Origin of the sequence: Streptomyces sp. NBC_00237 (assembly GCF_026342435.1) — a bacterium.
Taxonomy (GTDB): Bacteria; Actinomycetota; Actinomycetes; order Streptomycetales; family Streptomycetaceae; genus Streptomyces.
The window spans coordinates 550,092-574,285 of record NZ_JAPEMT010000002.1 but is presented as its reverse complement, the minus strand read 5'-3'; the positions used below and the strand labels follow the sequence as shown (position 1 = coordinate 574,285).

20 protein-coding genes are annotated in these 24,194 nt (G+C 72.2%); 9 read left to right on the top strand and 11 right to left on the bottom strand.

The window, feature by feature from the left end:
• Nucleotides 1–25 precede the first annotated feature (25 nt).
• Entirely contained in the window at nucleotides 26–1,096 is a 1,071-nt protein-coding gene (locus OG897_RS16870) for a biotin/lipoate A/B protein ligase family protein (protein WP_266657644.1), read from the bottom strand.
• A gap of 201 nt (nucleotides 1,097–1,297) precedes the next feature.
• Here OG897_RS16870 and OG897_RS16865 point away from each other — a divergent pair, with 201 nt between their 5' ends.
• From OG897_RS16865 to OG897_RS16850, 4 genes are all read left to right on the top strand, one after another.
• Nucleotides 1,298–1,771 carry an N-acetyltransferase gene (locus OG897_RS16865; RefSeq protein ID WP_266657642.1) on the top strand — a complete coding sequence of 158 codons (474 nt, stop codon included), beginning with the start codon at nucleotides 1,298–1,300 and terminating at the stop codon, nucleotides 1,769–1,771.
• 48 nt (nucleotides 1,772–1,819) lie between these two features.
• Nucleotides 1,820–2,635: an inositol monophosphatase family protein gene (locus tag OG897_RS16860; RefSeq protein WP_266657640.1), complete on the top strand. Its 816-nt coding sequence runs from the start codon at nucleotides 1,820–1,822 to the stop codon at nucleotides 2,633–2,635.
• A 366-nt stretch (nucleotides 2,636–3,001) separates the two neighbouring features.
• Entirely contained in the window at nucleotides 3,002–4,477 is a 1,476-nt protein-coding gene (locus tag OG897_RS16855) for a DNA-3-methyladenine glycosylase 2 family protein (protein ID WP_266660236.1), read from the top strand.
• A 14-nt stretch (nucleotides 4,478–4,491) separates the two neighbouring features.
• Nucleotides 4,492–4,992 carry a methylated-DNA--[protein]-cysteine S-methyltransferase gene (locus OG897_RS16850; RefSeq protein ID WP_266657638.1) on the top strand — a complete coding sequence of 167 codons (501 nt, stop codon included), beginning with the start codon at nucleotides 4,492–4,494 and terminating at the stop codon, nucleotides 4,990–4,992.
• 30 nt (nucleotides 4,993–5,022) lie between these two features.
• On the opposite strand, the gene OG897_RS16845 is transcribed toward OG897_RS16850, so the two are convergent.
• Together OG897_RS16845 and OG897_RS16840 are read right to left on the bottom strand one after the other, a co-directional pair.
• Nucleotides 5,023–5,742 (bottom strand): Sir2 family NAD-dependent protein deacetylase, encoded by a 720-nt coding sequence (locus tag OG897_RS16845; protein ID WP_266657636.1) that lies wholly within the window; start codon nucleotides 5,740–5,742, stop codon nucleotides 5,023–5,025.
• Between the two features lie 99 nt (nucleotides 5,743–5,841).
• Nucleotides 5,842–6,822 (bottom strand): ArsR family transcriptional regulator, encoded by a 981-nt coding sequence (locus tag OG897_RS16840; protein WP_266657634.1) that lies wholly within the window; start codon nucleotides 6,820–6,822, stop codon nucleotides 5,842–5,844.
• 96 nt (nucleotides 6,823–6,918) lie between these two features.
• Between OG897_RS16840 and OG897_RS16835 the strand changes: the two genes are divergently transcribed.
• Entirely contained in the window at nucleotides 6,919–8,139 is a 1,221-nt protein-coding gene (locus OG897_RS16835; protein ID WP_266657632.1) for an MFS transporter, read from the top strand.
• Here the strand turns inward: OG897_RS16835 and OG897_RS16830 are convergent.
• Nucleotides 8,136–8,627: an NUDIX hydrolase gene (locus OG897_RS16830; RefSeq protein WP_266660235.1), complete on the bottom strand. Its 492-nt coding sequence runs from the start codon at nucleotides 8,625–8,627 to the stop codon at nucleotides 8,136–8,138. The genes OG897_RS16835 and OG897_RS16830 overlap by 4 nt on opposite strands.
• Nucleotides 8,628–8,751: 124 nt before the next feature.
• Between OG897_RS16830 and OG897_RS16825 the strand changes: the two genes are divergently transcribed.
• Nucleotides 8,752–11,103: an SUKH-4 family immunity protein gene (locus OG897_RS16825; protein ID WP_266657630.1), complete on the top strand. Its 2,352-nt coding sequence runs from the start codon at nucleotides 8,752–8,754 to the stop codon at nucleotides 11,101–11,103.
• Between the two features lie 65 nt (nucleotides 11,104–11,168).
• On the opposite strand, the gene OG897_RS16820 is transcribed toward OG897_RS16825, so the two are convergent.
• On the bottom strand, nucleotides 11,169–12,878 hold the full coding sequence (locus tag OG897_RS16820) for a BCCT family transporter (RefSeq protein WP_266657628.1): 1,710 nt from the start codon (nucleotides 12,876–12,878) through the stop codon (nucleotides 11,169–11,171).
• A 102-nt stretch (nucleotides 12,879–12,980) separates the two neighbouring features.
• Here OG897_RS16820 and OG897_RS16815 point away from each other — a divergent pair, with 102 nt between their 5' ends.
• Nucleotides 12,981–14,240, top strand: coding sequence for a glycerate kinase (locus OG897_RS16815; RefSeq protein ID WP_266657626.1), 1,260 nt, complete (start codon nucleotides 12,981–12,983; stop codon nucleotides 14,238–14,240).
• Between the two features lie 231 nt (nucleotides 14,241–14,471).
• On the opposite strand, the gene OG897_RS16810 is transcribed toward OG897_RS16815, so the two are convergent.
• Nucleotides 14,472–16,799, bottom strand: coding sequence for an excinuclease ABC subunit UvrA (locus tag OG897_RS16810; RefSeq protein ID WP_266657625.1), 2,328 nt, complete (start codon nucleotides 16,797–16,799; stop codon nucleotides 14,472–14,474).
• Between the two features lie 102 nt (nucleotides 16,800–16,901).
• On the opposite strand from OG897_RS16810, the gene OG897_RS16805 reads away from it, so the two are divergent.
• Nucleotides 16,902–17,540 carry a cysteine hydrolase family protein gene (locus tag OG897_RS16805; protein WP_266657623.1) on the top strand — a complete coding sequence of 213 codons (639 nt, stop codon included), beginning with the start codon at nucleotides 16,902–16,904 and terminating at the stop codon, nucleotides 17,538–17,540.
• Between the two features lie 105 nt (nucleotides 17,541–17,645).
• On the opposite strand, the gene OG897_RS16800 is transcribed toward OG897_RS16805, so the two are convergent.
• The 5 genes from OG897_RS16800 to OG897_RS16780 form a co-directional block, all read right to left on the bottom strand.
• Nucleotides 17,646–18,911, bottom strand: a complete 1,266-nt coding sequence (locus OG897_RS16800; protein WP_266657622.1) for an ABC transporter substrate-binding protein — start codon at nucleotides 18,909–18,911, stop codon at nucleotides 17,646–17,648.
• The gene (locus OG897_RS16795; protein ID WP_266660234.1) at nucleotides 18,908–19,966 is read right to left on the bottom strand and encodes a branched-chain amino acid ABC transporter permease; all 1,059 of its coding nucleotides are present in this window, start codon (nucleotides 19,964–19,966) and stop codon (nucleotides 18,908–18,910) included. Before OG897_RS16795 ends, OG897_RS16800 begins: the two co-directional genes overlap by 4 nt.
• 241 nt (nucleotides 19,967–20,207) lie before the next feature.
• Nucleotides 20,208–21,098, bottom strand: coding sequence for a branched-chain amino acid ABC transporter permease (locus OG897_RS16790; RefSeq protein WP_266657621.1), 891 nt, complete (start codon nucleotides 21,096–21,098; stop codon nucleotides 20,208–20,210).
• The gene (locus tag OG897_RS16785) at nucleotides 21,095–21,892 is read right to left on the bottom strand and encodes an ABC transporter ATP-binding protein (protein WP_266657619.1); all 798 of its coding nucleotides are present in this window, start codon (nucleotides 21,890–21,892) and stop codon (nucleotides 21,095–21,097) included. Before OG897_RS16785 ends, OG897_RS16790 begins: the two co-directional genes overlap by 4 nt.
• On the bottom strand, nucleotides 21,889–22,719 hold the full coding sequence (locus OG897_RS16780) for an ABC transporter ATP-binding protein (RefSeq protein WP_266657617.1): 831 nt from the start codon (nucleotides 22,717–22,719) through the stop codon (nucleotides 21,889–21,891). The genes OG897_RS16785 and OG897_RS16780 overlap by 4 nt, the downstream gene beginning before the upstream one ends.
• Nucleotides 22,720–22,924: 205 nt before the next feature.
• On the opposite strand from OG897_RS16780, the gene OG897_RS16775 reads away from it, so the two are divergent.
• Complete coding sequence (locus OG897_RS16775) at nucleotides 22,925–24,163, top strand: CdaR family transcriptional regulator (protein WP_266657615.1); 1,239 nt, start codon at nucleotides 22,925–22,927, stop codon at nucleotides 24,161–24,163.
• Nucleotides 24,164–24,194 lie beyond the last annotated feature (31 nt).

The window sequence follows — 24,194 nt, the reverse complement described above, 5'->3', positions numbered from 1 at the left end:
TCAAGGGCCGCGGGGCCGACCCCCGTCAGGGCACCCGGGCCGTCCACTCCTCGGTCCCGAACTTCGTCTCCGCGAGCTCCTTCGCCCGCGCCATCTCCTCCGCCGACACGACCCCCTCCTCCAGCCCGTACCGACCCCGGAACGACGCGATCATGCGCTCGATGACCGCCTCCCGGGCCAGCCCCGTCTGCCGCCGCAGGGGATCGACCCGCTTCTTCGCGCTCTTCGTGCCCTTGTCGGACAGCTTCTCCTTGCCGATCCGGAGCACCTCCATCATCTTGTCCGCGTCGATGTCGTACGCCATCGTCACGTGGTGCAGCACAGCGCCCTGCTCGGCGACCATCCGCTTCTGCGCCGCGCCCGCGATCTTCCCGGCGTCCGTGGCGATGTCGTTCAGCGGCTGGTACCACGCCTTGACGCCCATGTCGGCGAGCGCGCCGAGCACCCAGTCGTCGAGGTAGGCGTAGCTGTCCGCGAAGGAGAGGCCCTGGACCAGGGCGTTCGGGACGGACAGCGAGTACGTGATCGTGTTGCCCGGCTCGATGAACATCGCGCCGCCGCCGCTGATCCGGCGTACGACCTGGATGCCGTGCCGCTCCGCGCCCTCGGGGTCGACCTCGTTGCGCAGCGACTGGAAACTGCCGATCACGACGGCCGGTGCGCCCCACTCCCAGACCCGCAGCGTCGGCGGGCGGCGACCGGCCGCGACCTCGGCGGTGATGACCTCGTCGAGCGCCATGTGCAGGGCGGGGGGCTGCGGGGCCTCGTGGATGAGCTGCCAGTCGTAGTCGGTCCAGTCCGTGGCGTGCGCGAGGGCGCGGCGCACGGCGACGGCGATGCCCTCGGAGGTGAGTCCGAACATCACGGTGCCCTCGGGCAGCGACGCCTCGACGCGCGCCGCCAGACCGGTGGCGTCGGTGTCGGCCGGAGCGCCCTCCAGTGCGTCGTTGATCGCGACGATCGCCTCGTCGGGCTCCAGGAAGAAGTCCCCGGCGACCCGCACGTTCCGCAGGACCTCGCCGCCGCTGGCGTCGGGCTCCGTGTCGAGGTCGACGACGACGAGCTTGCCGCCGGGGACCTTGTACTCACCGTGCACTGTGTTCCGCCTCCGTTGTTCCGCCCGGTACCTCTGTGGGGCCGCCCGGCGTATGCGTGTCGCCGCTCGGCACCTCGCGGGGCCGCCTGGCCTGCGACAACGCTATCCCGGGCGCGGACATTCCTCCTCTTCCAGGCTTTCCGCCGAGGGGGGCGGTGAATTCGGTGGAGACGGGCCGGAGGCCGTGCCTAGCCTGCGTGGATGACTGACGAGACGCTGCCCCCGCGCCCCTTCGTTCCGGCGGGGTTCGTGGCCCCGAGACTGTTCGAGACCGAGTCGTTCCGGCTCGTACCGCTGGCCCCGGAGCACAACGCGGGTGACCTCGCCGCATGGACGTCCAGCATCGGGCACATCCGCAGGACGCCCGGATTCAGCCGGAGTTGGCCGCCGGAGGACGGGATGTCGGCGGCGGAGAACCTCGGGGACGTCGAGGGGCACCTCGCCGACTTCGCGGCGGGGAGGGGATTCACCTTCACGGTGCTCGATCCGGCGGTGGGGGATGCCGTCGACGTCATCGGCTGCGTGTACGTCTATCCCGACTGGGACGACCCCTCGGTGACGTCCGTACGGTCCTGGGTGCGCGCCGACCGGGCGGCGTTGGACGGACCCCTGGTGGAGGCGGTGCGGGAGTGGCTGGAGGCGGAGTGGCCGTTCACCCGGATCTCCTACCGATGACACCACCGGCCGGGTCGGCTGTCAGTGGGGCGTGCTTTGCTGGACGGCATGATCGATGAGCAGCTTGTCGCCGCAGTGGAGGAGGCCGTTCGTGAGGCGGCCGCAGTCGAGATCATGCCTCGTTTCCGGCGGCTCGCCGCGCACGAGGTGGTGGAGAAGGGCGGGCCCTACGACCTGGTGACGGTCGCTGACCGGGGTGCGGAGGAACACCTCACGGCGGCGCTGACGCGACTGCTGCCAGGTTCGGTGGTGGTGGGCGAGGAAGCGGTCCACGCGGACCCGGCGGTCTACGAGGCGATACGGGGGGACGCGCCGGTCTGGATCGTCGACCCGGTCGACGGGACGCGCGAGTTCGTGCACGGGGATGCGGGCTTCTGCACGCTGGTCGCGCTCGCGCAAGGCGGTGAGCTGCGGGCTTCCTGGACGTACGCGCCCGCGCGGGACGAGATGGCGATAGCGGTACGAGGGCGGGGCGCGACTCTGAACGGCCGTCGCCTGCACGCGGGTTCGCCGGACCGGGGCGCTCCGCTGAGGGTGGCGACGTCGAACCCCGACTACACGACACCGGAGGAGAAGGGGGCGCTGCTGCGGCTCGCGGTGCCCGGAGTGGAGGCGCGGCCGTGCGGGTCGGCGGGCCTGGAGTACCTGGCGATCGCCCGGGGGGAGTTGGACGCCGTGGCGTTCTCGTGGGAGCTGGCCTGGGATCACGCGGCGGGCTTGCTGCTGGTGGAGGAGGCGGGGGGTACGGACCGGACGCGGGTGGGGGAGCGGTACCGGATCGTGGGTGGGAACGCGTTGCCGTTCGCGGTGGGGAGGGATGCGGGGGTGGTGGAGCGGGTGCGGGGGCTCTTGGCGGGGGAGTAAGGGTGGCGCGGGGCGGTGGGCGGTAGCGGTTCGGGTCGCTGCGCGGGGGCGCGGGGCGATCCTGTCCGCTCCGCCCGCGCGGCGGAGCCGCACATCGGCACAGCCCGGCGGAGCCGCACATCGGCACAGCCCGGCGGAGCCGCACATCGGCACAGCCCGGCGCGCCTCCATGCCCTCTGCGGGCACCGCACGGTGAGCAGGCCCTGGTCACCGCACGTTGATGTCGGAATTCCGCCAGCTGAGACGTGATCGGTGGTTGATGCTGGACGTATGACATCCACCGAGGCCGCAGTCGTGGCCGAAGCCGAAGCCGAAGACACAGCCGCATGCGCGGTCGAGCCGGGAGCACAGCAGGGCATCCGTGCCATGCACACGGACACCGACCGCTGCGTCCGTGCCGTGCAGTCCAAGGACGCGCGCTTCGACGGCTGGGTGTTCACCGCCGTCACCACCACGCGCATCTACTGCCGCCCCAGCTGCCCCGTCGTCCCGCCCAAGCCGCAGAACATGACGTTCTACCCGAGCGCGGCGGCCTGCCAGCAGGCCGGGTTCCGGGCCTGCAAGCGGTGCCGCCCCGACACCAGCCCCGGTTCCCCCGAGTGGAACGCCCGCGCCGACGCCGTCGCCCGTGCCATGCGGCTCATCCGGGACGGCGTCGTCGACCGGGAGGGCGTGCCGGGACTGGCCGCCCGGCTCGGATACTCCACCCGGCAGGTCGAGCGGCAGCTCCGGGCAGAGCTGGGGGCCGGGCCGCTCGCGCTGGCGCGGGCACAGCGCGCCCAGACGGCCAGGCTGCTCATCGAGACCACCCCGCTGCCCATGGCCGACATCGCGTTCGCCGCCGGGTTCTCCTCCGTCCGCACCTTCAACGACACCGTCCGCGAGGTCTTCGGCCTCGCCCCCAGTGAGCTGCGGGAGCGCGGCAAGAAGCGGGCGGGGCAGGCGCCCCAGACGCCCGGTGTGATCTCCCTCCGGCTTCCCTTCCGAGCCCCCCTCAACCCCGACAACCTCTTCGGCCACCTCGCCGCCACCGCCGTCCCCGGCATCGAGGAGTGGCGCGACGGCGCGTACCGCCGCACGCTCCGACTCCCGTACGGGCACGGCATCGTGGCGCTCTCCCCGCGCCCCGACCACATCGCCTGCCGACTCTCCCTCACCGACCTGCGCGACCTCACCCACGCCATCAGCCGCTGCCGCTGGCTGCTCGACCTCGACGCCGACCCGGTCGCCGTCGACGAGCGGCTGAGCGCCGATCCGCTGCTCGCACCGCTGGTGGCGGCGGCCCCGGGGCGGCGGGTGCCGCGCACCACCGACGCCGACGAGTTCGCCGTACGGGCGGTCCTCGGCCAGCAGGTGTCGACGGCCGCCGCCCGCACCCACGCCGCCCGCCTGGTCACGGCGTACGGCACTCCGATCGAGGACACCGAGGGCGGCCTCACTCACCTCTTCCCGACCTCCGAGGCCCTCGCCGGACTCGACCCCGAGAGCCTCGCTCTGCCGCGCAGCCGCCGCACCACCCTCACCACCCTCGTCGCCGCCCTCGCGGAGGGCACACTCATGCTGGGCGTCGACAGCGACTGGGACCGGGCCCGCGCCCAACTCCTCGAACTTCCCGGCTTCGGCCCCTGGACCACCGAGGTCATCGCGATGCGCGCCCTCGGCGACCCGGACGCCTTCCTCCCCTCCGACCTCGGCATCAAGAAGGCCGCCCAGGGCCTCGGCCTGCCGCACACCCCGGCCGCCCTCACCGCACGCGCCGCAGCCTGGCGACCCTGGCGCGCGTACGCCGTCCAGTACCTGTGGGCGACCGACTCCCACCCCATCAACCACCTCCCGAAGTAAGCGAGTTGATCGACGTGACCGCCACGCAGCACACCGTCCTCGACAGTCCGTACGGCCCGCTCACCCTCGTCGCCACCGACGGCGTCCTGTCCGGCCTCTACATGGTCGGCCAGCGGCACCGCCCCGCCGAGGAGACCTTCGGCGACCCGGATCCCGAGCCGTTCCCCGAAGTCATCGAGCAGCTCCACGCCTACTTCGAGGGGGAGTTGAAGGACTTCACCGTCCCGCTCCACCTGCACGGCACCCCGTTCCAGCGTGCCGTGTGGGCGCAGCTCCAGCAGATCCCGTACGGCGAGACGCGCACGTACGGCCAACTCGCGGAGCAGTTGGGCAACACGGGGGCGTCCCGGGCCGTCGGCCTCGCCAACGGCAAGAATCCCGTCGGCATCATCGTCCCGTGCCATCGCGTCGTCGGATCCACCGGCAGCCTCACCGGCTACGGCGGCGGCCTCGACCGCAAGCAGCGCCTCCTCGACTTCGAGAGCGGCGCCCCTGCCGAGGCCGCCCTCTTCTAGGGGCGGCCCGAGCTGGTCAGCCCAGTCCGGTCAGCCCAGTCCTGCCAGCAGTCTCGGCAGCGCCGTCCCGATCGGCTCCCGCACCACCTCGTCGGCGAGGGGGTCGTACGGGGTGGGCTCCGCGTTCACGATGATCAGCCGCGCCCCGTGCTCGGCCGCGATCCCCACCAGCGAAGCCGCCGGATGCACCTGGAGCGTGGAGCCGACCGCGAAGATCACCTCGCACGCCTTCGCCACCGCCTCCGCGGTGCCCAGCACCACCGGGTCCAGCTCCTGGCCGAACATCACCGTCGCGGCCTTCAGGATCCCCCCGCAGGCCAGGCACGCCGGGTCCGGCTCGCCCGCGTCCACCCGCTCCAGCGCCTCGTCCATCGGCGACCGCACCCGGCAGGCGGTGCACACCACCGCCCGGTCGGTGCCGTGCAGTTCGAGCACCTTGCGGTCGGGCATGCCGCCCGCCTGGTGCAGCCCGTCCACGTTCTGCGTGATCACCCGCACCGCGAACCCGTCCCGCCGGTCCAACTCGGCGACCGCCCGGTGCGCCGCGTTGGGCCGGGCGTTCAGGGCGTGCTGCTCGCGCCGCAGCAGCCAGGACTTGCGGCGGACCTCCGGGTCGTCCATGTAGGAGCTGTACGTGGTCAGCTTCTCGGCGTCGGGATCGCGCCGCCACAGCCCGCTGGGACCCCGGTAGTCGGGGATGCCGGAATCCGTGGAGATCCCGGCCCCGCTGAAGATCGCGACAAGAGTCATGGCCGGAGGTTATGCGCAGGCCCGCGCGGCGCGCCATCGGAAATCGCCCGCCGGGAATCCCGCGCCGGCCACGACGCGGTCACCGCCACGAACGCCCCGTCATTCGGCTTCTTCCGTCTGCGAGTTCACCAGTACGTCGCCCGCTCCGGTCCGGTAGTACAGCACGGACCGCCCCGCACGTCTGCGCCGCACCAGACGTGCGTCCAGCAGCACCTTCAGGTGACGGCCCACCGAGCCCAGCGGCAGGCCGGTCAGTGCGACCAGGTGCGTGGTGCTCAGCGGTGCGTCCAGGAGGACGAGGACGGCGGCGCGGCCCCTGCCGAGCAGTTGGCCCAGTGCCTCCGGGGCCGGAGGCCGTCCCGGTTCGGCGAGCGCGCCCGCGCACGGGTACACGACCGCGTACCGGTGTCCGCCTTCCCACGACACCCAGCTCGTGTCGAAGCTGACCGGGACGAACAGCAGCCGGGCCCCGGAAGCCTCCCTCGGCGCGTACTCCTGCGTGTTGATCTGCAACCGGTCGCCGCCCAGCCAGCGCATCCCCGGCCGCATGTCCTCCAGCGCCGCCGCCCAGCCTCCCCTGCTCAACTGCGCCGTCCGCGCCACGATGTCCGCTTCCAACACCCGCCTCCGCAGCGGCCATTGGGGCAGTACGGTCCGCTGCCACACCCAGTCCAGGACATCGGCGGCACGGTCCGCCAGGTCGGGGCGGCACAGGGCGGGCGGCGGCGGGCCGCCGAGGGCGAAGGCGAGGTCGTCGTGGACGCGCTCCGGTGGCGTCGCCCGCATGACGGCCAGCTCCTGGACGAAGGTCCGCTCGCCGTCGGCGGACGGGGTCGGGGTGATGAAGTCCGCGTTCCAGCGGGGGCGGAAGGCGGCCTCCAGCAGGAGCGGGACGAGGGGGTCGGCGCGGAGGAGGTCCTGGAAGGCGGGCAGGTGCGCGGCCAGCCAGGCGTGCTCGCCGGGGTGGGAGGCGGGGGCGCGCCGCAGGAGCAGTTTGAGGCTCGAAGTGGCTTCCGCGAGAGGGGATATGACGAACCGTCCGCGGGCGAGGGTGTCGGCGTCCACCTGCCACCAGCCCATGCGGTGCCCTCCCTCCCCATGCGGCCCTGAGCGCCCGGACTTTCGCGTACGTGCGAAACATTACGCCGTTCCCGGCGGGGCTCCCAGGCTCCCTCCATGCACACCTACCGCGAACTGTTCCGGCAGCCGGAGTTCACGCCGTTGTTCCTGAACGCCTCCATGAAGTCGGCGGCCCAGACCGTGACCGGTCTGGCCCTCGGCGTCCTCATCTACTCCTCCACCGGCTCGCCGCTCCTCTCGTCCCTCGCGATGTTCGGTCCTTCACTGCTCCAACTCCTCGGCGCGACTACGTTGTTGTCGGCCGCCGACCGGCTGCCGCCGCGTGCCGCGATCACCGGGCTCTGGTTGCTGTTCGCGGTGGCGACGGCGGTGCAGGCGATACCGGGGCTGCCGGTGGGGGCCTCCTTCGCGGTGCTGCTGGGGCTCGGCGTGTTCGCCTCGCTGGGCGGGGGAGTGGTGTACGGGCTCCTCAACGAGATCCTTCCCCGGGACGGCTTCCTGATCGGCCGCTCGGTGATCAACATGTCCAACGGGGCCATGCAGATCATGGGCTTCGCCGTCGGCGGGCTGCTGGTGACCGTGCTGTCGCCGCGCGGCACGCTGCTCGTTGGGGCGGGGCTCTACCTCGCGGCGGCGGCCGTCGCGCGCTTCGGCCTGAGCAGCAGGCCGCCTCGGGCGAAGGGGAGGGCCTCGGTCGCGGAGACGTGGCGTACGAACGGGGTGCTGTGGGCTTCGAAGCCGCGGCGGTACGTGTACCTGATGCTGTGCGTGCCGAACGGGCTGATCGTGGGCTGCGAGTCGCTCTTCGTACCGTACGAACCGGCTTCCGCTGGCGTGCTGTTCGCGTGCGCGGCGTGCGGGATGTTCGTCGGGGACACCGTGGTGGGACGGTTCGTGTCGGCGGGGTGGCGGGCGCGGGGCGGGCCGGTGCTGAGGCTGCTGCTGGCCGTGCCGTATCTGGTGTTCTTCCTGGAACCGCCGTTGGTGGTGGGGGCGGCGGTGGTGTTCGTCGCGTCGGTGGGGTTCGCGGCGACGCTGCTGCTTCAGGAGCGGTTGATGGCGCTGACGCCGGACGCGTTGAGCGGACACGCGCTGGGGTTGCACACGTCGGGGATGCTGGCGATGCAGGGAGTGGGGGCGGGGCTGGCGGGGGCGGTCGCGCAGTTCGTTTCGGCGGGGGTGGCGATGACGGTGGTGGCGGGGCTGTCGGTGGTCGTGACGCTCGGGCTGGAGAGGGGGGTGCGCAAGGGGGCCCCGGGGGAGGTGGGCGGTGGCGGCGTGGCGGAGCCGAGCCCCAGGACCCAGACCGCCGCCTAGCTCACGCGGCGGCCGTTCTCCAGCTCGGCGGCGCCCGTGCCGTCCGCCAGGACCGCCAGGGCCGCGAGGATGCGGGAGCCCAAGGAGCCCAAGGCGTACGAGGTGACCTCGTCCACCGGGACCAGGCGCCACGACACCAGCTCCTCCTCCTGAAGCCTGATCGCGGCGAGCTGCGCGGCGTCCAGCACCCCGCCGTCGTACAGGTACGCGACGATCGGCGGTCGCCCCGGGGCCGTCGCCCAGTCCACGACCAGGAGTCGGCCCAGCTCGACGTCCAGGCCGATCTCTTCGAGCGTCTCGCGGTGCGCGCCCCCTCGCGGCGTCTCGCCCGACTCCGACTCGACCGTGCCGCCCGGCAGTACCCATCCCTCCCGGTAGTTCGGCTCGACCAGCAGGACGCGGCCCTCCTCGTCCCGGAAGAGGGCCGCGGCCCCTGCGAGTACGCGCGGCAGTGAGGCGATGTACGCGGCGTACTCCTCGGGGGTCACCGTGGTCCGTGCCGACGGGGTGTTGCGGGATTCCTGGGTCACCCGACCCACCCTACAAACCCCCCTTGTACGCTCGCTCGCGATCGTGACGGGGGCGCCCGTAAGGGCGGGGAAGGGGACACACGTGCTGGTGGACTTCGGGACGGAGCAACTGGGCGGGGCGCTCGCGGAGGGCGGGGTCTCCCTGGCGACGGACGAGTCCCTGCCCCCGGACTGGCCCCGGCATCCGCAGAGCCGCGCATTCCTCACCACGGTCGGACTGCCCCGCGAGGCCCCGCTGATGCGGTTCGACATCACGGGCGGACTGGCTCGCGGCCGACTGGGCCGCCAGATCGGCGCCTTCGCCTTCCTGCCCTCCTCGCACCGCATCGTGCTCGACGGCACGACCGGCCGCGTGTACGTCGAGGACGACGGCGCGCACCGGCTCCTCGCCACCGACCTCTCCTCCCTCGTGCACCTCTGCGAACTGGTCGCGATGCTCCGCCCCGACGCCGGACGCTACGACCGGCGCACCGTCGCCTGCGGCCCCGGCACCGTCGCCGGAATGCGGCGCACCATGCTGGAGCTGATCGCCGAGACGGATCCCGTCCTGCTGGACGTCGCCGACGACATATCGACTTTCTGGCGGGCCCAGATGGTGATCCGCACCCTCGCCTGGATCGCCCCGCCGGGTGACGACGGCCTCGCCTTCGACCTGTCCGGGGGGTTCCTGGAGGACGCGTTCCCGGCATGGCAGATCCTGCGGTACGAGGACGACGCGCTGCCCGCATCCCTCACCCACGCCCCCACCCGCCGCTTCCTGCGCACCCACGGACTCGTCCGGCAGGCCGCACCCGGGTGGCTGACGGAGCCCGTCGAACCGTGGACGGACAGCGGCCAGGGGTACGGCACCCCGCCCCGAGCCGCGCGCATGATCAGCCTCGGCGGCCCCGTCGAGGACGCCGAACTGCTCCTCGAAGGAGACACCGGACGCCTCTACGGCCGGCATGCCGACGACGTCCTCGTGCCGCTCAACACGGACGTCTCCGCGCTCGCCTTCACCACCTGGGCGCTCCCGCAGATCCGCGCGCTCGACGCCGTCCACCGCCTCACCGAGGACGACCACCCGACGGCCGCCGCGACCTTCACCGAACTCCTCGCCTCCGTCGACCCGTTCGGAGCGCGCGCCCCCGCCGAGGGAGCGGGCGCGGCGGAACGCCCGTACGACGGGAACATCTGGCCGAGCCACGTCGGCGACGTCGTCACGGGGGCGATCTCCGCACCCGGGACGCTCGACGACCGGCCGTTGCGCGTTCCGTACGACCGGCCGCGCGCCGAATCGGTCCACGGCGCCGAGGGTCTGGTCACGGCCACCGAACTCCCGCCCGGGCTCCGGCACGGGCCGACCCGCGCCTTCCTCGCCGAGGTCGGGCTGCCGCGCGAGGCGCCGCTGCTCCGCTTCGACCTGGGCCTGGCGGAGGCGGGGCCCGGCGGGCTCTACCGGCTCGGCTCCTTCTCGTACGGCAGGGGCGGTCGACCCGTCCTGCTGGAGGGGGACACCGGGCGGGTCCTGACCACCGGCTACTACCACCGCGAACCGATCCGGCCCCAGGAGCTGGAACTGCTCGCATCCGACGTGTCCACCCTCTCCTACCTCACCGAGGCCGTGGCCCGGATGCGGCCCGACACGGGTCCGTACGCCCGCAACCGGGTGCCGTGCGGGCCGCACGTCGTCGCGGCGCTCCAGGAGGAGATGCTCAAGGTGGTCCGGGACTGCGACCCCCGCATGCTCCAGGAGTGGCCGGGCGTATCGGGCTTCTGGCGGCAGCAGATGCTGGTGCGACCGCTGGTGTGGATCGGGGGCCCGGGGATCGACGGACTCGTGTACGACCTGGACGACGAGGTGCTGGACGTGGACCTGTCCGGGGACTACGGGCGGTGCTTCGGGCTGCTGAAGCCGGAACTGCCCGCCGCACTCAGCCACCCCGCCACCCGCCGCCACCTGCTGGAGACGGGCCTCGCGGACGTCGACACGGCCGTCATCGAGATGGAGGGGGGTACGCTGCCGACGGTCGCCGAGCTCTACGAACGCGAGGAGGACCCCTCCGCGCAACTCGCCACGGAGTTCGACTACGACGAGGAGTACTACCCCCGCCCCGAGGGCGCCGAGGGCATCGTGCGGCTCGGGGTGATCGGCGACGACGGGGCGCTGCTGCTGGACGGGGCGACGGGGCGGGTGTACAGCCGGTACATGGACAGCGGCGACGAGTACCCGATGAACGTCGACGTCTCCGCGTACAACGTCACCGTCTGGATGATCGGCCGGGTCCGCAGGCTCTCCGCCGAAGGCCACTTCGAGGGTGAACACCCCGAGCTGGTCGAGACGTTCCTCGACGCGCTCGCCATGGTCGACCCCGTGGCGTACCCGCACCCGGACGCCGAGACGCAGTGGTACTTCTACCTGGGCGACGACCAGATGGAGCACCTGTCGGGGTGAACTCGCCGAAGGGGCGCGGCAGTTGCTGCCGCGCCCCTCCTGCTACGTACCGAACATGCTCAACCTCAGTCGTCCGTACGGGACTTGGCCGCGCGGCGCAGCCTCGGGTGCCTCCGGTCGGGGCCCTGCTCGGTGATCGCGTCACCGACCATCGCCCGTACGGCGTCCCGCAGGCCGTGCAGCGCGTGGTGGCGGGCCGGGCCCGCGCCCGGGTCCTCGCGGAGCTCCTTCACCAGTGCCCAGCACAGGCCGAGCATGACCAGGACGAAGGGCAGCGCGACCAGGATCGTCGCCGTCTGGAGGGAGTTCAGACCACCCGCGAGCAGCAGTCCTGCCGCGACCGAGGCCATCAGTACGCCCCACAGCACCACCAGCCAGGTCGGCGGGTGCAAGGAGCCCCGGCTGGTCAGCGAGCCCATCACCAGGGACGCCGAGTCGGCGCTGGTCACGAAGTACGTCATGACCAGCAGCATCGCGATGACCGAGGTGAGGGTGGACAGCGGCAGCGCGTCCAGGAGCGCGAACAGCGAAGCCTCCGCGCCGTCCTTCACCGAGCCCGCCATGTCGGCGGCCCCGGTGTCGTCCAGGCGGAGCGCGGAACCTCCCATCACGCAGAACCACACCACCGTCGCGCCGCTGGGCACCAGCAGCACCCCGATCAGGAACTCGCGGATGCTGCGGCCCTTGGAGATCCGGGCGATGAACGTGCCGACGAACGGGGCCCAGGACAGCCACCACGCCCAGTAGAAGATCGTCCAGGTGCCCAGCCACTCGCTGTCGCCGAAGGCGCCGGTGCGGGTCGCCATCGGCACCAGGTTGGTCAGGTAGCCGCCGATCGAGGCGGGGATCGCGTCCAGGATGAACACGGTCGGGCCGAGGACGAACACGAACAGCATCAGCAGCGTGGCCAGCACGATGTTGACCGTACTGAGCCACTTCACGCCCTTGTGCAGGCCGGAGAAGGCGGACAGTACGAACGCCGCGGACAGCGAGCCGATGATGATCAGCTCGACGGTCTTGGTGTCCTCGACGCCGGTGACGATGTTCAGGCCCTTGGAGACCTGGAGCGCGCCGAGACCCAGGCTGGTCGCGGTGCCGAAGACGGTCGCGAACACGGCGAGCAGGTCGATGACCTTGCCCTGCCAGCCGACCGCGCGCTTCTCCCCGAGCAGCGGCACGAAGGCGGAACTCATCCTGTTTCCGCGCCCCTTGCGGAAGGTGGCGTAGGCGAGGGCGAGACCGGCGACGCCGTAGATCGCCCACGGGCCGAGCGTCCAGTGGAAGAAGGAGTACTCCAGGGCCGCGCGGGCGGCGTCCCCGGAACCGGGTGCGGCCCCGCTGCCGGGCGGCGGGGTGAGGTAGTGCTGAAGGGGCTCCCCGACCCCGTAGAACATCAGGCCGATGCCCATGCCCGCGCTGAACATCATGGCGATCCAGGCCAGGTTCGTGAACTCGGGCTCGGAGTCGTCCTTGCCGAGCCTGATCCGGCCGAACCGGCTCAGCGCGATGCACAGGCACATCAGCAGGAACACGTCGGCGGCGATGACGAACAGCCAGGCGAAGTTGTTGAGGACCCAGGCGAGCGCCGTCGACGAAGTGCTCTCGAAGGACTCCTTGCCGATGAATGCCCAGGCGACGACGGCGGCCACGGCGAGTACGCCGATGACGATCACCGCCTGGTCGGGCCTGCCGTCGACGGCGGGGCGGGCGGCGGTGTCCGGCCCCTCGGAGGGTTCCGGGGGCGGCTGCGGTGGATCGAGGGATTCCGTACTCATGCCGCACACCTTATGGTGCTCAATGTCGTGATATGGGGGGTTGGCGCGCCGTCAGAAGGGGTGGGCACGGGGCGCGGTGGGTTCCGGCTTCCGATACTGGCCATGGGCAGGGGGTGGCCAGGACGGTTATGGTCGGGGCGGCGCGACTGCCTGTTCGAAAGCAAGGGATGCAAGGTGACGGACGGAGCAGCAAAGAGTGCGGCGAGCGAGGGAACCGGTGCGAAGGCACGGGTGCTGATCGCCGCCGACAAGTTCAAGGGCTCGCTGACGGCCGTGCAGGTCGCTGAGCGGGTGACGGCCGGGCTGCGCAGGGCGGTCCCCGGGGTCGAGGTCGAGTCCCTGCCGGTCGCCGACGGCGGCGACGGCACGGTGGCGGCTGCGGTCGCCGCGGGCTTCGAGCGCCGCGAGGTACGGGTCACGGGCCCGCGCGGCGAGGGCCTGACCGCGGCGTACGCCTTCCGCGAGGCGGACGGCACGGCCGTGGTGGAGATGGCGGAGGCATCGGGCCTCCAGCACCTCCCCTCCGGCGTCTTCGCCCCCCTCACGGCCACCACGTACGGCTCGGGCGAGCTTCTGAGGGCGGCGCTGGACGCGGGCGCGAAGACCATCGTCTTCGGGGTCGGCGGCAGCGCGACCACGGACGGCGGGGCCGGGATGCTGGCCGCGCTGGGCGCGCGCTTCCTGGACGCGGACGGGGTGCCGGTCGGGCCGGGCGGCGGTCCGCTGGCCGAGGTCGCCTCGGCGGACCTCTCCGGGCTCGACCCGCGCTTCGCCTCCGCCGGGGGAGTCGACCTGATCCTCGCGAGCGACGTCGACAATCCGCTGACGGGGCCGAAGGGCGCTCCGGCGGTGTACGGGCCGCAGAAGGGCGCGTCGCCCGAGGACGTCGCGACGCTCGACGCGGCGCTGGCGCACTTCGCGTCGGTACTGGGCCCGGCGGCGGGCGGTCCTGATGAGGCGGGCTCGCCGGGGGCGGGGGCCGCGGGCGGCATCGGCTACGGGGCCTTGACGGCCCTAGGGGCACGCTTTCGCCCCGGCATCGAGGTGATGCTCGACGTGCTGGGCTTCGCTCCGGCGCTGGAGCGGGCCACCATGGTCATCACGGGCGAAGGCTCGCTCGACGAGCAGACCCTGCACGGAAAGGCCCCGGCGGGGGTCGCGGCTGCCGCGCGCGCGGCGGGCGTGGAGGTCGTGGCGGTCTGCGGCCGCCTGGCGCTTCCGGCGGAGGCGCTCGGGCGGGCGGGGATCCGGCGGGCGTACGCGCTGAGTGCGCTGGAGCCGGACGTGGAGAAGAGCATGGCGCAGGCCGGAGAGCTCCTGGAACGGGTGGCGGAGGCCATCGGCCGGGACTTCCTGGCCTGACCGGGATGCTGGGTCGGTAGCGGGGTGGGGCGGGGGTGCTCCGGGGTGGGCCCGGAGCGAGGGGGCCGCCCCCTTGCCCGCCCGTTCCGCCCCCGGGGGGCGGCCCCGCCGCCCAAGGGGGCGAGGGAGAGGGCATTGGGGGCGCGGGGAACTGCGCAACCCGCCGGAGGCGGGCCGGGGTCCGGGGCGGAGCCCCGGCAGTGACCCCGGCCCGCACCGTGCAACGGCCCCCTACCCCTCCACGTACTCCCGAAGGTGCCGCGCCGTCAGCGTCGTCCCCGACGCCACCAGCTCCCCGGGAGTCCCCTCGAAGACGATCCGGCCACCGTCGTGGCCACCGCCCGGGCCGAGGTCCACGATCCAGTCCGCGTGGGCCATCACCGCCTGGTGGTGCTCGATCACGATCACCGTGTTCCCGGCGTCGACCAGCCGGTCGAGAAGGGCGAGGAGCTGGTCCACGTCCGCCATGTGGAGCCCGGTCGTCGGCTCGTCCAGGACGTAGGTCGCCGCCTTCTCCGCCATGTGAATCGCCAGCTTCAACCTCTGCCGCTCCCCACCCGACAGGGTGTTCAGCGGCTGCCCGAGCCGCAGATACCCGAGCCCCACCTCGGCGAGCCGCGTCAGCAGGGCCCGCGCCTGCTTCCCCGGAGCGCCCCCCACCGCACTGCCGTCCGCGAAGAAGTCGTACGCCTCGGCGACCGACATCCCCAGCACCTCGTGGATGTTCCTGCCGTTCAGCGTGTACGCGAGGACCTCCGCCGTGAACCGCTTCCCGCCGCACACCTCGCACACCGACGACACCTGGGCCATCACCCCGAGATCGGTGTAGACCAGCCCGATCCCCCCGCAGTTCCCGCACGCGCCCTCGGAGTTGGCGCTGAACAACGCCGCCTTCACCCCGTTGGCCTTGGCGAAGGCGTTCCGTATCGGAGTCAACAGCCCCGTGTACGTGGCCGGGTTGGACCGCCTGGACCCCCGGATCGGCGACTGGTCCGCGACCACGACCCCCTCACGCCCCGGCAGGTTCCCGTGGATGAGCGAGCTCTTGCCCGACCCGGCGACTCCGGTCACCACCGTCAGCACACCGGTCGGCAGCTCGACGCTGACGTCCTTCAGGTTGTGCTGCGACGCCCCGGCGATCGACAGGAACCCCGTCGGCGTCCGCACCTCCGTCCGCAACCGCGCCCGGTGCGAGAGGTGCCGTCCCGTCAGCGTCCCGGACGCCTCAAGACCCGCCACGTCCCCGCTGAAGCACAGCTCGCCACCGGCCGAACCCGCACCCGGCCCCAGATCCACCACGTGATCGGCGATCCGGATCACCTCCGGCTTGTGCTCGACGACCAGCACCGTATTGCCCTTGTCCCGCAGCCGCAGCAGCAGGTCGTTCATGCGGCGGATGTCGTGCGGGTGCAGCCCGGTGGTCGGCTCGTCGAAGATGTACGTGACATCGGTCAGCGGCGACCCGAGGTGCCGCACCATCTTCACGCGCTGGGCCTCACCGCCCGACAGCGTCCCGGCCGGACGGTCCAGGCTCAGGTACCCGAGCCCGATCTCGACCAGCGAGTCCAGCAGCTCCCGCAGGTTCACCAGGAGCGGGGCGACCTCCGGCGCGGCCAGCCCGCCCAGGAACTTCGCCAGGTCGCTGATCTGCATCGCCGAGCACTCCGCGATGTTCACCCCGTCGATCTTCGAGGCGAGGGCCGCCCGCGTCAGCCGCGTACCGCCGCACTCGGGGCAGTCGGCGAACACGACCGCCCGGTCGACGAAGGTCCGGATGTGGGACTGCATCGACTCGCGGTCCTTGACCAGGATGGTCCGCTGCACCCGTGCCGCGAGGCCCTCGTAGGTGAAGTTGTTCTTGCCGACCCTCACCTTCGTCGGAGGCTTGTGCAGGAGGTCCGCCCACTCCTCCTCGGTGTAGTCCTTCAGCTTCTTGTCCGCGTCGAAGAACCCGGAGTTGACCGTGATCTGCCACGGCCAGGAGTCCACCGGGGAACCGGGCACGATGATCGCGCCCTCGTTGAGGGACTTCTCGCGGTCGACGAGCTGGTCGACCGCGATGTCGGAGACCTGTCCCATGCCCTCGCAGCGCGGGCACATGCCGTCCGGCAGGTTGAAGCTGAACGCGCCCGCGCTCGGCAGGTTCGGCGTGCCCAGACGGCTGAAGACGATGCGCAGCATGGCGTACGCATCCGTCGCGGTGCCCACGGTGGACCGCGAGTTGGCCCCCATCCGCTCCTGGTCGACGACTATCGCGGCGCTGAGGTTGTGCAGGGCGTCGACGTCGGGGCGGCCCAGGCTCGGCATGAAGCCCTGGAGGAAGGCGCTGTACGTCTCGTTGATCAGCCGCTGCGACTCGGCGGCGACCGTACCGAAGACCAGCGAGGACTTTCCGGAGCCGGAGACTCCGGTGAACACGGTGAGACGGCGCTTGGGCAGGTCCACGGAGACGTTCCGCAGGTTGTTCTCCCGGGCGCCCCGGACCTGGATCAGGCCGTGGCTGTCGGCGGGGTGGGTCTGCGGTCGCGGGGTCGCCGTACTGGCGGATTCCGAAGGCATGCCACGACCCTACGTGCGACCACTGACAAGTGGCTGCTTCCCATCGATCGCTGACTTTCCACCCTCTGTTGGTCGTGCCCCGGCCCCGGCAGGATCATCGTCATGGACATCACGCAACGCACCGCCCTGGTCGTCGTCGACGTACAGAAGGGCTTCGAGGACCCCTTTTGGGGCCGGCGCAACAACCCCGACGCCGACGGCAACATCGCCGCCCTCATCGAGGAATGGCAGGCCGCGGGCCGTCCGGTCGTCTTCGTACGGCACGACTCCACCGAAGAGTGGTCCCCGCTGCGCCCCGGGACGGAAGGCAACGAGTTCAAGCCGTACGTCGAGGACCGGCGGGGCAAGGGCTCCGGCCCCGAGGTGCTCATTTCCAAGCTGGTCAACTCCGCCTTCTACGGCACCCCCGACCTGGACGGATGGTTCAAGGAGGCAGGCGTCGAGCAGTTCGTGCTGGCCGGGATCCAGACCAACATGTGCGTGGAGACCACGGCCCGGATGGGCGGCAACCTCGGCTACGGCGTCATCGTCCCGCTGGACGCCACCCACACCTTCGACCTCAAGGGCCCCTTCGACTGGACGCAGAGCGCCGACGAGCTGACCCGCGCCACCGCCGTCTCCCTGCACGGCGGCGGCTTCGCGCAGGTCACCTCCACGGAGGAGCTGCTGCGGGCGGCGTCCGACGGCGGATCACCCGATTCCGGCACGGAGCCGGGCGAAGCCGGCCCCGCGGGGGGATGAGCCCGGACCCGTTCCGGGAGACCGGCGCCGGTCTCCGTACGGCAAGACCGGCGCCCAATCCCGTAGCGGAACCAGCAGCTGATCCCGTAGCGGAACCAGCGGCGCCTACCCCCCGAACGTGAAGCCCTCCGCCACCTTCGACGTCGCCGCCCCCTGCACGACCTTCAGCCCGCCCGGCGTCCTCGCGTCCGGCTGCATGATCACCGACTGGCGGGTCGACGGGGCCTTCGGATCGGTGAAGTCGTGCGTCATGCCGAAGCCGTTGTCGAAGGCGTTCATCGAGCGGACGGCCTTGGCCATGCCCTCCCTGGTGAGGTTCTTGTCGGCACAGGCCCGCGTCAGCACCTCCTCGAAGATCTTCCCCGCCGAGTAACCGGCCGCGACGCCGTTGTCGAGGGAGTCCTTCGGGTACTCCGCCCGGTACGCCTTCGCGAGAGCGGAGGGCCCCGGCTCCGGAGAGCCGATGGGCAGGGTCGAGGAGGCCACGTAGTAGTTCTTCTGGAGCGCGGGACCCGCCGGAGTGGCCAGGAGCTGCGGCGAGAACGCGGAGTTGTTGCCGATGATCGGCACGGCGAAGCGGCCCGCCGCCGCGACCCCGACCAGGGAGGCCGCCTGACGCGGTCCCGCACTGACCATGACGGCCTTCACGCCCGCCTTCCTGAGGGCGGTGACCTGTGCGGTCATGTCGTTGTCGGTCGGCTTGATCTTCTGCTCGAAGATCGTCAACCCGGCCCGCTCGGCAGCGTACTTGGAGCCCTGGAGCGCGTTTTCGCCGTAGTCGCCCTCGAAGTAGACGTGACCGATCCTGTCGCCCTTGGCGATCTTCTTCTGAGCGAGCAGGAAGTCGAGCGCGTTGATGGTCTCGATGTCGTACGTGGCCCCGACGACGCGGACGTACGGACTGCCCAGCAGCGACGCGGACCACGCCTGCGGCAGGATCAGGCCCTTGTCTTGGGTCTCGACGCGCTGCTTGACCGCCGCGACGAACGGCGAGCCGATGAACTGCACGTACCCGGCGACCGTCGGCTCCAGCTCGGTGTACGCGGAGACCGCCTTCTGCGGGTCGTAGCCGTGGTCGCGCACGGTGAGCCGGATCGTGCGGCCGCAGACGCCGCCCTTGGCGTTGACCTCCTTCGCCCAGAGCTGCTGGGCCTGGGTGACGCTCTTGCCGAGGGAGGCGTACACGCCGGTCAGGTCGGTGAGGACGCCGAGCGGGATCACCTTGTCGGTGATGCCGTCGCCGGTCCTCACGCCCTTCGCGTCCTCCTGGCCCGTCTTCCCGGTGCCCGCCTTGCTGCTGCATCCGGTGACGGCGAGCGCGAGCGCGAGGAGGGTGGCCGCCGTGGCGGTGGTGAGCCTTCGTTCCTTCATCTGCTTCCCCTTCGGACACTGCTTCGGATACGGAGCCGGGAGAGGCCGCCCGGCAGGAACAGGACCACCACGACGACCGCCGCGCCGTACAGATAGCGGGACGCTTCCCCGGGCGCGATGCCGCCGCCGGTGCCCGGAGCGGTGACGAGCGGCAGCGATTCGCTGTAGCGGGTGAGGAGTTGGGGCAGCAGCGAGACGAAGGCCGCCCCGATCACCGCCCCGCGCACGGACCCGAGACCGCCGATCACGATCATCGCGAGGAACTCCAGGGACAGGGTCATCCCGAAGTACTCGGGCACCGTCCGCTGGAAGACGAGCGCCAGCAGCACCCCGGCGAGACCCGCGTACATGGACGACAGCACGAAGACCGACGCCCGGTAGCGGGCCACCGGCACGCCCATCACACCCGCCGCGATCCGGTGGTCCCGGATCGCGTTCATGGCACGTCCCGGCCGCCCGCGCAGGACGCCGCGCGCGAAGAGCGCACAGAGCAGCAGGGCGGTCAGGGCCGCGTACCAGAGCTTCTCGGCGGACTCGAAGGGCACGCCCGCGATCACGGTCTGCGCGTCGTCGAAGTCGACGCCGAACAGGGAAAGCGCGGGTACGGTACGGCCGTTGAAGCCCCCGGTCAGGTCGCGGGCGTTGAAGAGCACGTGCTGCCCGATGAAGATCAGGGCGAGCGTGGCGATGCCCAGGTACGCCCCGCGCAGCCGCCCCGCGATCGGGCTGAACAGCCCGCCCGCGAGCCCCGCGACGCCCACCGCGAGGACGACGGCGAGCCAGCCGGGCAGGCCGAGCCCGGAGAGCCGGTGACCGTTCTCGACGCTCGGCCCGGCGGCGAGCACGCAGTAGCTGTACGCGCCGACGGCGAGGAAGAAGGCGTGCCCCATGGAGAGTTGGCCGGTCGCGCCGGTGAGGAGGTTCAGTCCGATGGCGGCGATGGCGGCGGCCATGGCGAAGAGCCCGGCCTGGAGCCAGAAGCGGTCCAGGTAGAAGGGCAGGGCGAGGAGGAGGACGCCCAGTGCGGTCCAGAGGTACGTACGGGGCCGCCGCAGGGCTCCCGCGAACCCGGCCGGGGCGGCGCCCGCACCGGTTCCGCCGCCCCCGGAGCCCGCCGCTTCCGGGTGCGGGCCGTCCGCCCCTGCGGCGCGGGCGGCGGGCGGGGCCGAGGCCGCGACCGTACGGGATCCGGAGCCCGTACCCGTACGGGATCCGGGAGTCAGGTCCGCACGGGAGCCCGCGCCCGTACGGGAATCGGCGGCGGCCCCTTCGGTGCGGTGGCTCTTCGGGTCGGTGTCAGACACGGGCCAGCTCCTTCGTGCCGAACAGACCCGCCGGGCGGATCAGCAGGACCGCCACCATCACCAGGTACGGGGCGAGGTCCCCGATGCCCCGCCCCAGGAAGGACAGGTCGCCCTGGTAGCCGGTGGCGAGGGATTCGACCACGCCGACGGTCAGGCCGCCCACGAGCGCGCCCGTCGTGGAGTCGAGGCCGCCGAGGATCGCGGCCGGGAACGCCTTCATCGCGGCGAGGGAGGTGGCGCGTTCCAGGCCGGGGGTCGGGAAGACCGTCAGGAACAGTGCCGCGACGGCGGCGAGCGCACCCGCGACGGCCCACGCGGAGAGCGAGACCCGGCCGAGGCGGACCCCCATCAGGGCCGCCGTCTGCGGGTTCTCGGCGGCGGCGCGCATCGCGACGCCCCACGAGGTGAAGCGGAAGGCCAGCAGGAAGGCGGTGATCAGGACGGCCGCCGCGACGAGGGCCGCGATCCGGGTGTGGGCCAGCGAGACCGAACCGAAGGTGGCGACCCGGTCGCCCCACGGGTCGCCCTGCGCGAGCACGTCGGTGCCGATCCGTCGGGTGAGCTCGGTGACGAGGAGGATGTCGACGCCGATCGTGACGATGGCGAGGACGCTGTGGTCGCTGCTCCGGTAGCGGCGCATGACCAGGAACTCGACCGCCGCGCCGACGACCGCCCCGCCCGCGATGCCGACGGCGAGCGCGGGCCAGAAACCGAGGTCCTCGTGCAGGACGGCGGTGAGGTAGCCGCCCGCCAGGAGGAGGGAGGCGTGGGCGAAGTTCACGACCTCGGTGGCCTTGAAGATGACGACGAAGCCGAGCGCGATGAGGGCGTACACGGCTCCCGCCGAGAGACCGCCGAGGAGGAGTTCGACGAAGGTCGTCATGGTGTGGGAGCCCCCAAGTACGCCTGGACGACGGCCGGATCGTTCTGCACCTGGGCGGGGGTGCCGCCCGCGATGCGCCTGCCGAAGTCGAGTACGGTCACGGCGTCCGCGAGCCGCATCACCACCCCCATGTCGTGTTCGACCAGCACGATCGAGATGCCGAGTCCGTCCCGCACGCCCGCGATCACGGCGGCGGTGGCACGCCGTTCGTCGGCGGTCATGCCCGCCACGGGCTCGTCCAGGAGAAGCACGCGGGGCTCCATGCACAGGGCGCGGGCCAGCTCCACGAGCTTCTGCTTCCCGTACGGGAGGACTCCGGCGGGCTTCGCCAGGTCGTCGGCTAGTCCGACGAACTCGGCTATCTCGTGGACGCGTTGGAGATGGTGACGGGCCTCGCGGGCGGCGGAAGGCAGCCGCAGACCGGCGGCGAGGAATCCGGTCCTGGTCAGCCGGTGGCGGCCGAGGAGGAGGCTGTCGGCGACGGTGGCGCGGGGCGGCAGCGCCAGGTTCTGGAAGGTGCGGGCGACGCCGAGGGCGGCGATGCGGTGCGGTGCGAGACCGGTGAGTTCGGTGTCGCCGAGACGAACGCTGCCGGAGGTGGTGCGGTAGACGCCGGACAGGACGTTGAAGCAGGTCGACTTTCCTGCCCCGTTGGGGCCGATGACGGCGTGCACGCTGCCGGGTTCGACGGTGAGGGAGACGGAGTCGAGGGCCGTGAGTCCGGCGAACGTGACGGTCACGTCGGTGAGTTGGAGGGACCCGGTCGTGGTCGTGCCGTCGCCTCTCGCGCTCATGCCGTCCACCTGCTAAGTGCCGGGGCCGCAGCCTCGGCGCGGCCCGCGTCCTCGGCGGCCGTCTCGTCGACCACGCCCAGGTAGCGGCGGCGCACCTCGTCGGACGCGGCCAGTTCGGCGGCCGGGCCGTGCAGGGCGACCTCGCCGACGTCGAGCACGTACGCGACGGAGGCGAGCCGCAGCGCGAGGGCGGCGTTCTGCTCGACCAGGAGCACCGAGGTGCCCTCGGCGTTGATCTGCCGGACGGTCTCCGCGATGCGGGCGGCCATCAGCGGGGCCAGGCCGAGGGAGGGCTCGTCCAGGAGGAGAAGCCGGGGCGAGGCCATCAACGCCCGTCCCAGGGCCAGCATTTGCTGCTCGCCGCCGGAGAGGAGCCCGGCGCGCTGGTGGGCGCGGTCGGCGAGGACGGGGAAGAGCGCGTGGACCCGGGCCCGGGCCCGTTTCGTGGCGGCCCGCCCGCCGCGTGCCCCGAGCGCACCCGCCCGGAGGTTGTCCGCCACCGTCATGCGGGCGAACACCTGCCGCCCTTCGGGGACGTGGACCAGGCCCGACGCCACCGCGCGGGCCGCGTCCGTACCGCGCAGATCGCGTCCGTCGTACGAGACCGAGCCGGCGGCGACCGAGCCGCCGTGGTAGCCGAGGGTGCGCGAAATCGCCCGCAGGAGCGTCGACTTGCCCGCGCCGTTGCCGCCGAGGACGGTGACCACCGCCCCGGCCGGGACGTCGAGCGCGACGTCGCGCAGGGCGCGCACCGGGCCGTACCCGACGGACAGTCCGCGCACCTCCAGCGAGCCGGGGGAAGAACCTGAGGAACGGGGAGACCCCACGGGAACAGCTCCTTCCGTATCGGCCCTGCCTGTCGGCCTTCCGTGGCCGTGGACCGCCGTGGGGGCACACACCAACACCTGACACGTGTAACCGTCCAGCGGGTACGGCCGAATCGCTGCCGATGACCAGTACCGGACCGAGCGGGTTGTGCACGGGCACAAGAGGTCTGTCCACCTCGCCCCAGCAGTGGCATCCTCACCGGTCATGGACGGCCGCAGAGCACGCACGGACCACGAACGGACGGTGCTGGCGAGCGCTTCCGAGGTGCTGATCGACCGCGTCGGGCGCCTCGCGGACCTGCTCATCCGCGAACTCCGTTCCCACTCCCCGCAATACGACGTCGCCGTACCGGCAGACGAACACTGGCAGCAGATCAGCGAGGCGCTCCGGTACGGGATCGAAGCCATCACGGCACCCCGGTCGGCACCCCGCCGGGACCTGGAGTTCGCCGAGCAGCTCGGCCGTCGGCGGGCCGAGCAGGGGCTGTCGCTGGACCTGCTGCTGCACGCGTACCGCAAGGCCGGATACCTGGTGTGGGACGAGCTCCTGGACATCGTCTCGGCGAAGGACCCGGAGGCGCTGCCGGTCCTCGTGCACACGGCCGCCCAGGTGTGGGCGGCGGTGGACCGGCAGGCCGCCACGGTGGCCGACGCGTACCGCAGCACCCAGGAGGACATGCAGCGGCGCAGCGACGAGCGCGTACAGGCGCTGCTGGACGCCCTGTTGGAGGGCCGGACGTCGGCGGCGCTGGTCGCGAGCGCCGCGGCCGGGCTGGACCTTCCGGAGCAGGGCCGGTACGCGGTGGCGGTGCTGCGGGCGGAACGGCGGGAGGGGCGTGAGCCGTTCTGTCCGTCCCAGCAGCAACATCAGTTCCACCGGGTGAGGGCTGCGGCCGGGCTGCGGTTCTTCTGGCGGATGCGGACCGACTGCGAGGTCGCGGTGGTGGCGCTGGGGCCCGACGCGGGACTCGGGGAGCTGGCGGCGGAGCTGGAACGACGGTGCGCGGGTCCCGGTGGGCTGAGCCCGGTCGTGGACGGGCTCGCCGAACTGGGTCTCGCGCGGCGGCTGGCGGAGACGGCCCTGCTCACCTGCGCGGCGACGGAGCCGCCCGGCGGGTCGCGGATCGTACGACTGGACCAGCGGCTGCCGACCGCGCTGGTGGTGGGCCAGCCGGAGCTGGCGGCGCGGCTGGTGGCGGAGGTGTTCGGGCCGCTGCTCGAACTCGATCCAGGCGACCGGGCGGTGCTCCTGGAGACGCTGGACGCGTGGCTGGGGGCGGAGGGGTCGGCGGGGCGGGCGGCGACGCGGCTGTACTGCCACCGGAACACCGTGTTCAACAGGCTGCGGCGGCTGGAGCAGTTGACGTCGAGGTCGTTGTCGAGGCCGAGGGACCTGACGGAGATGACGTTGGCGCTCGATGCCTTTCGGCTGTCGGCGGGGTGAGCCCGGGGTGGTGGGGGGTGGCCGGGGGAGT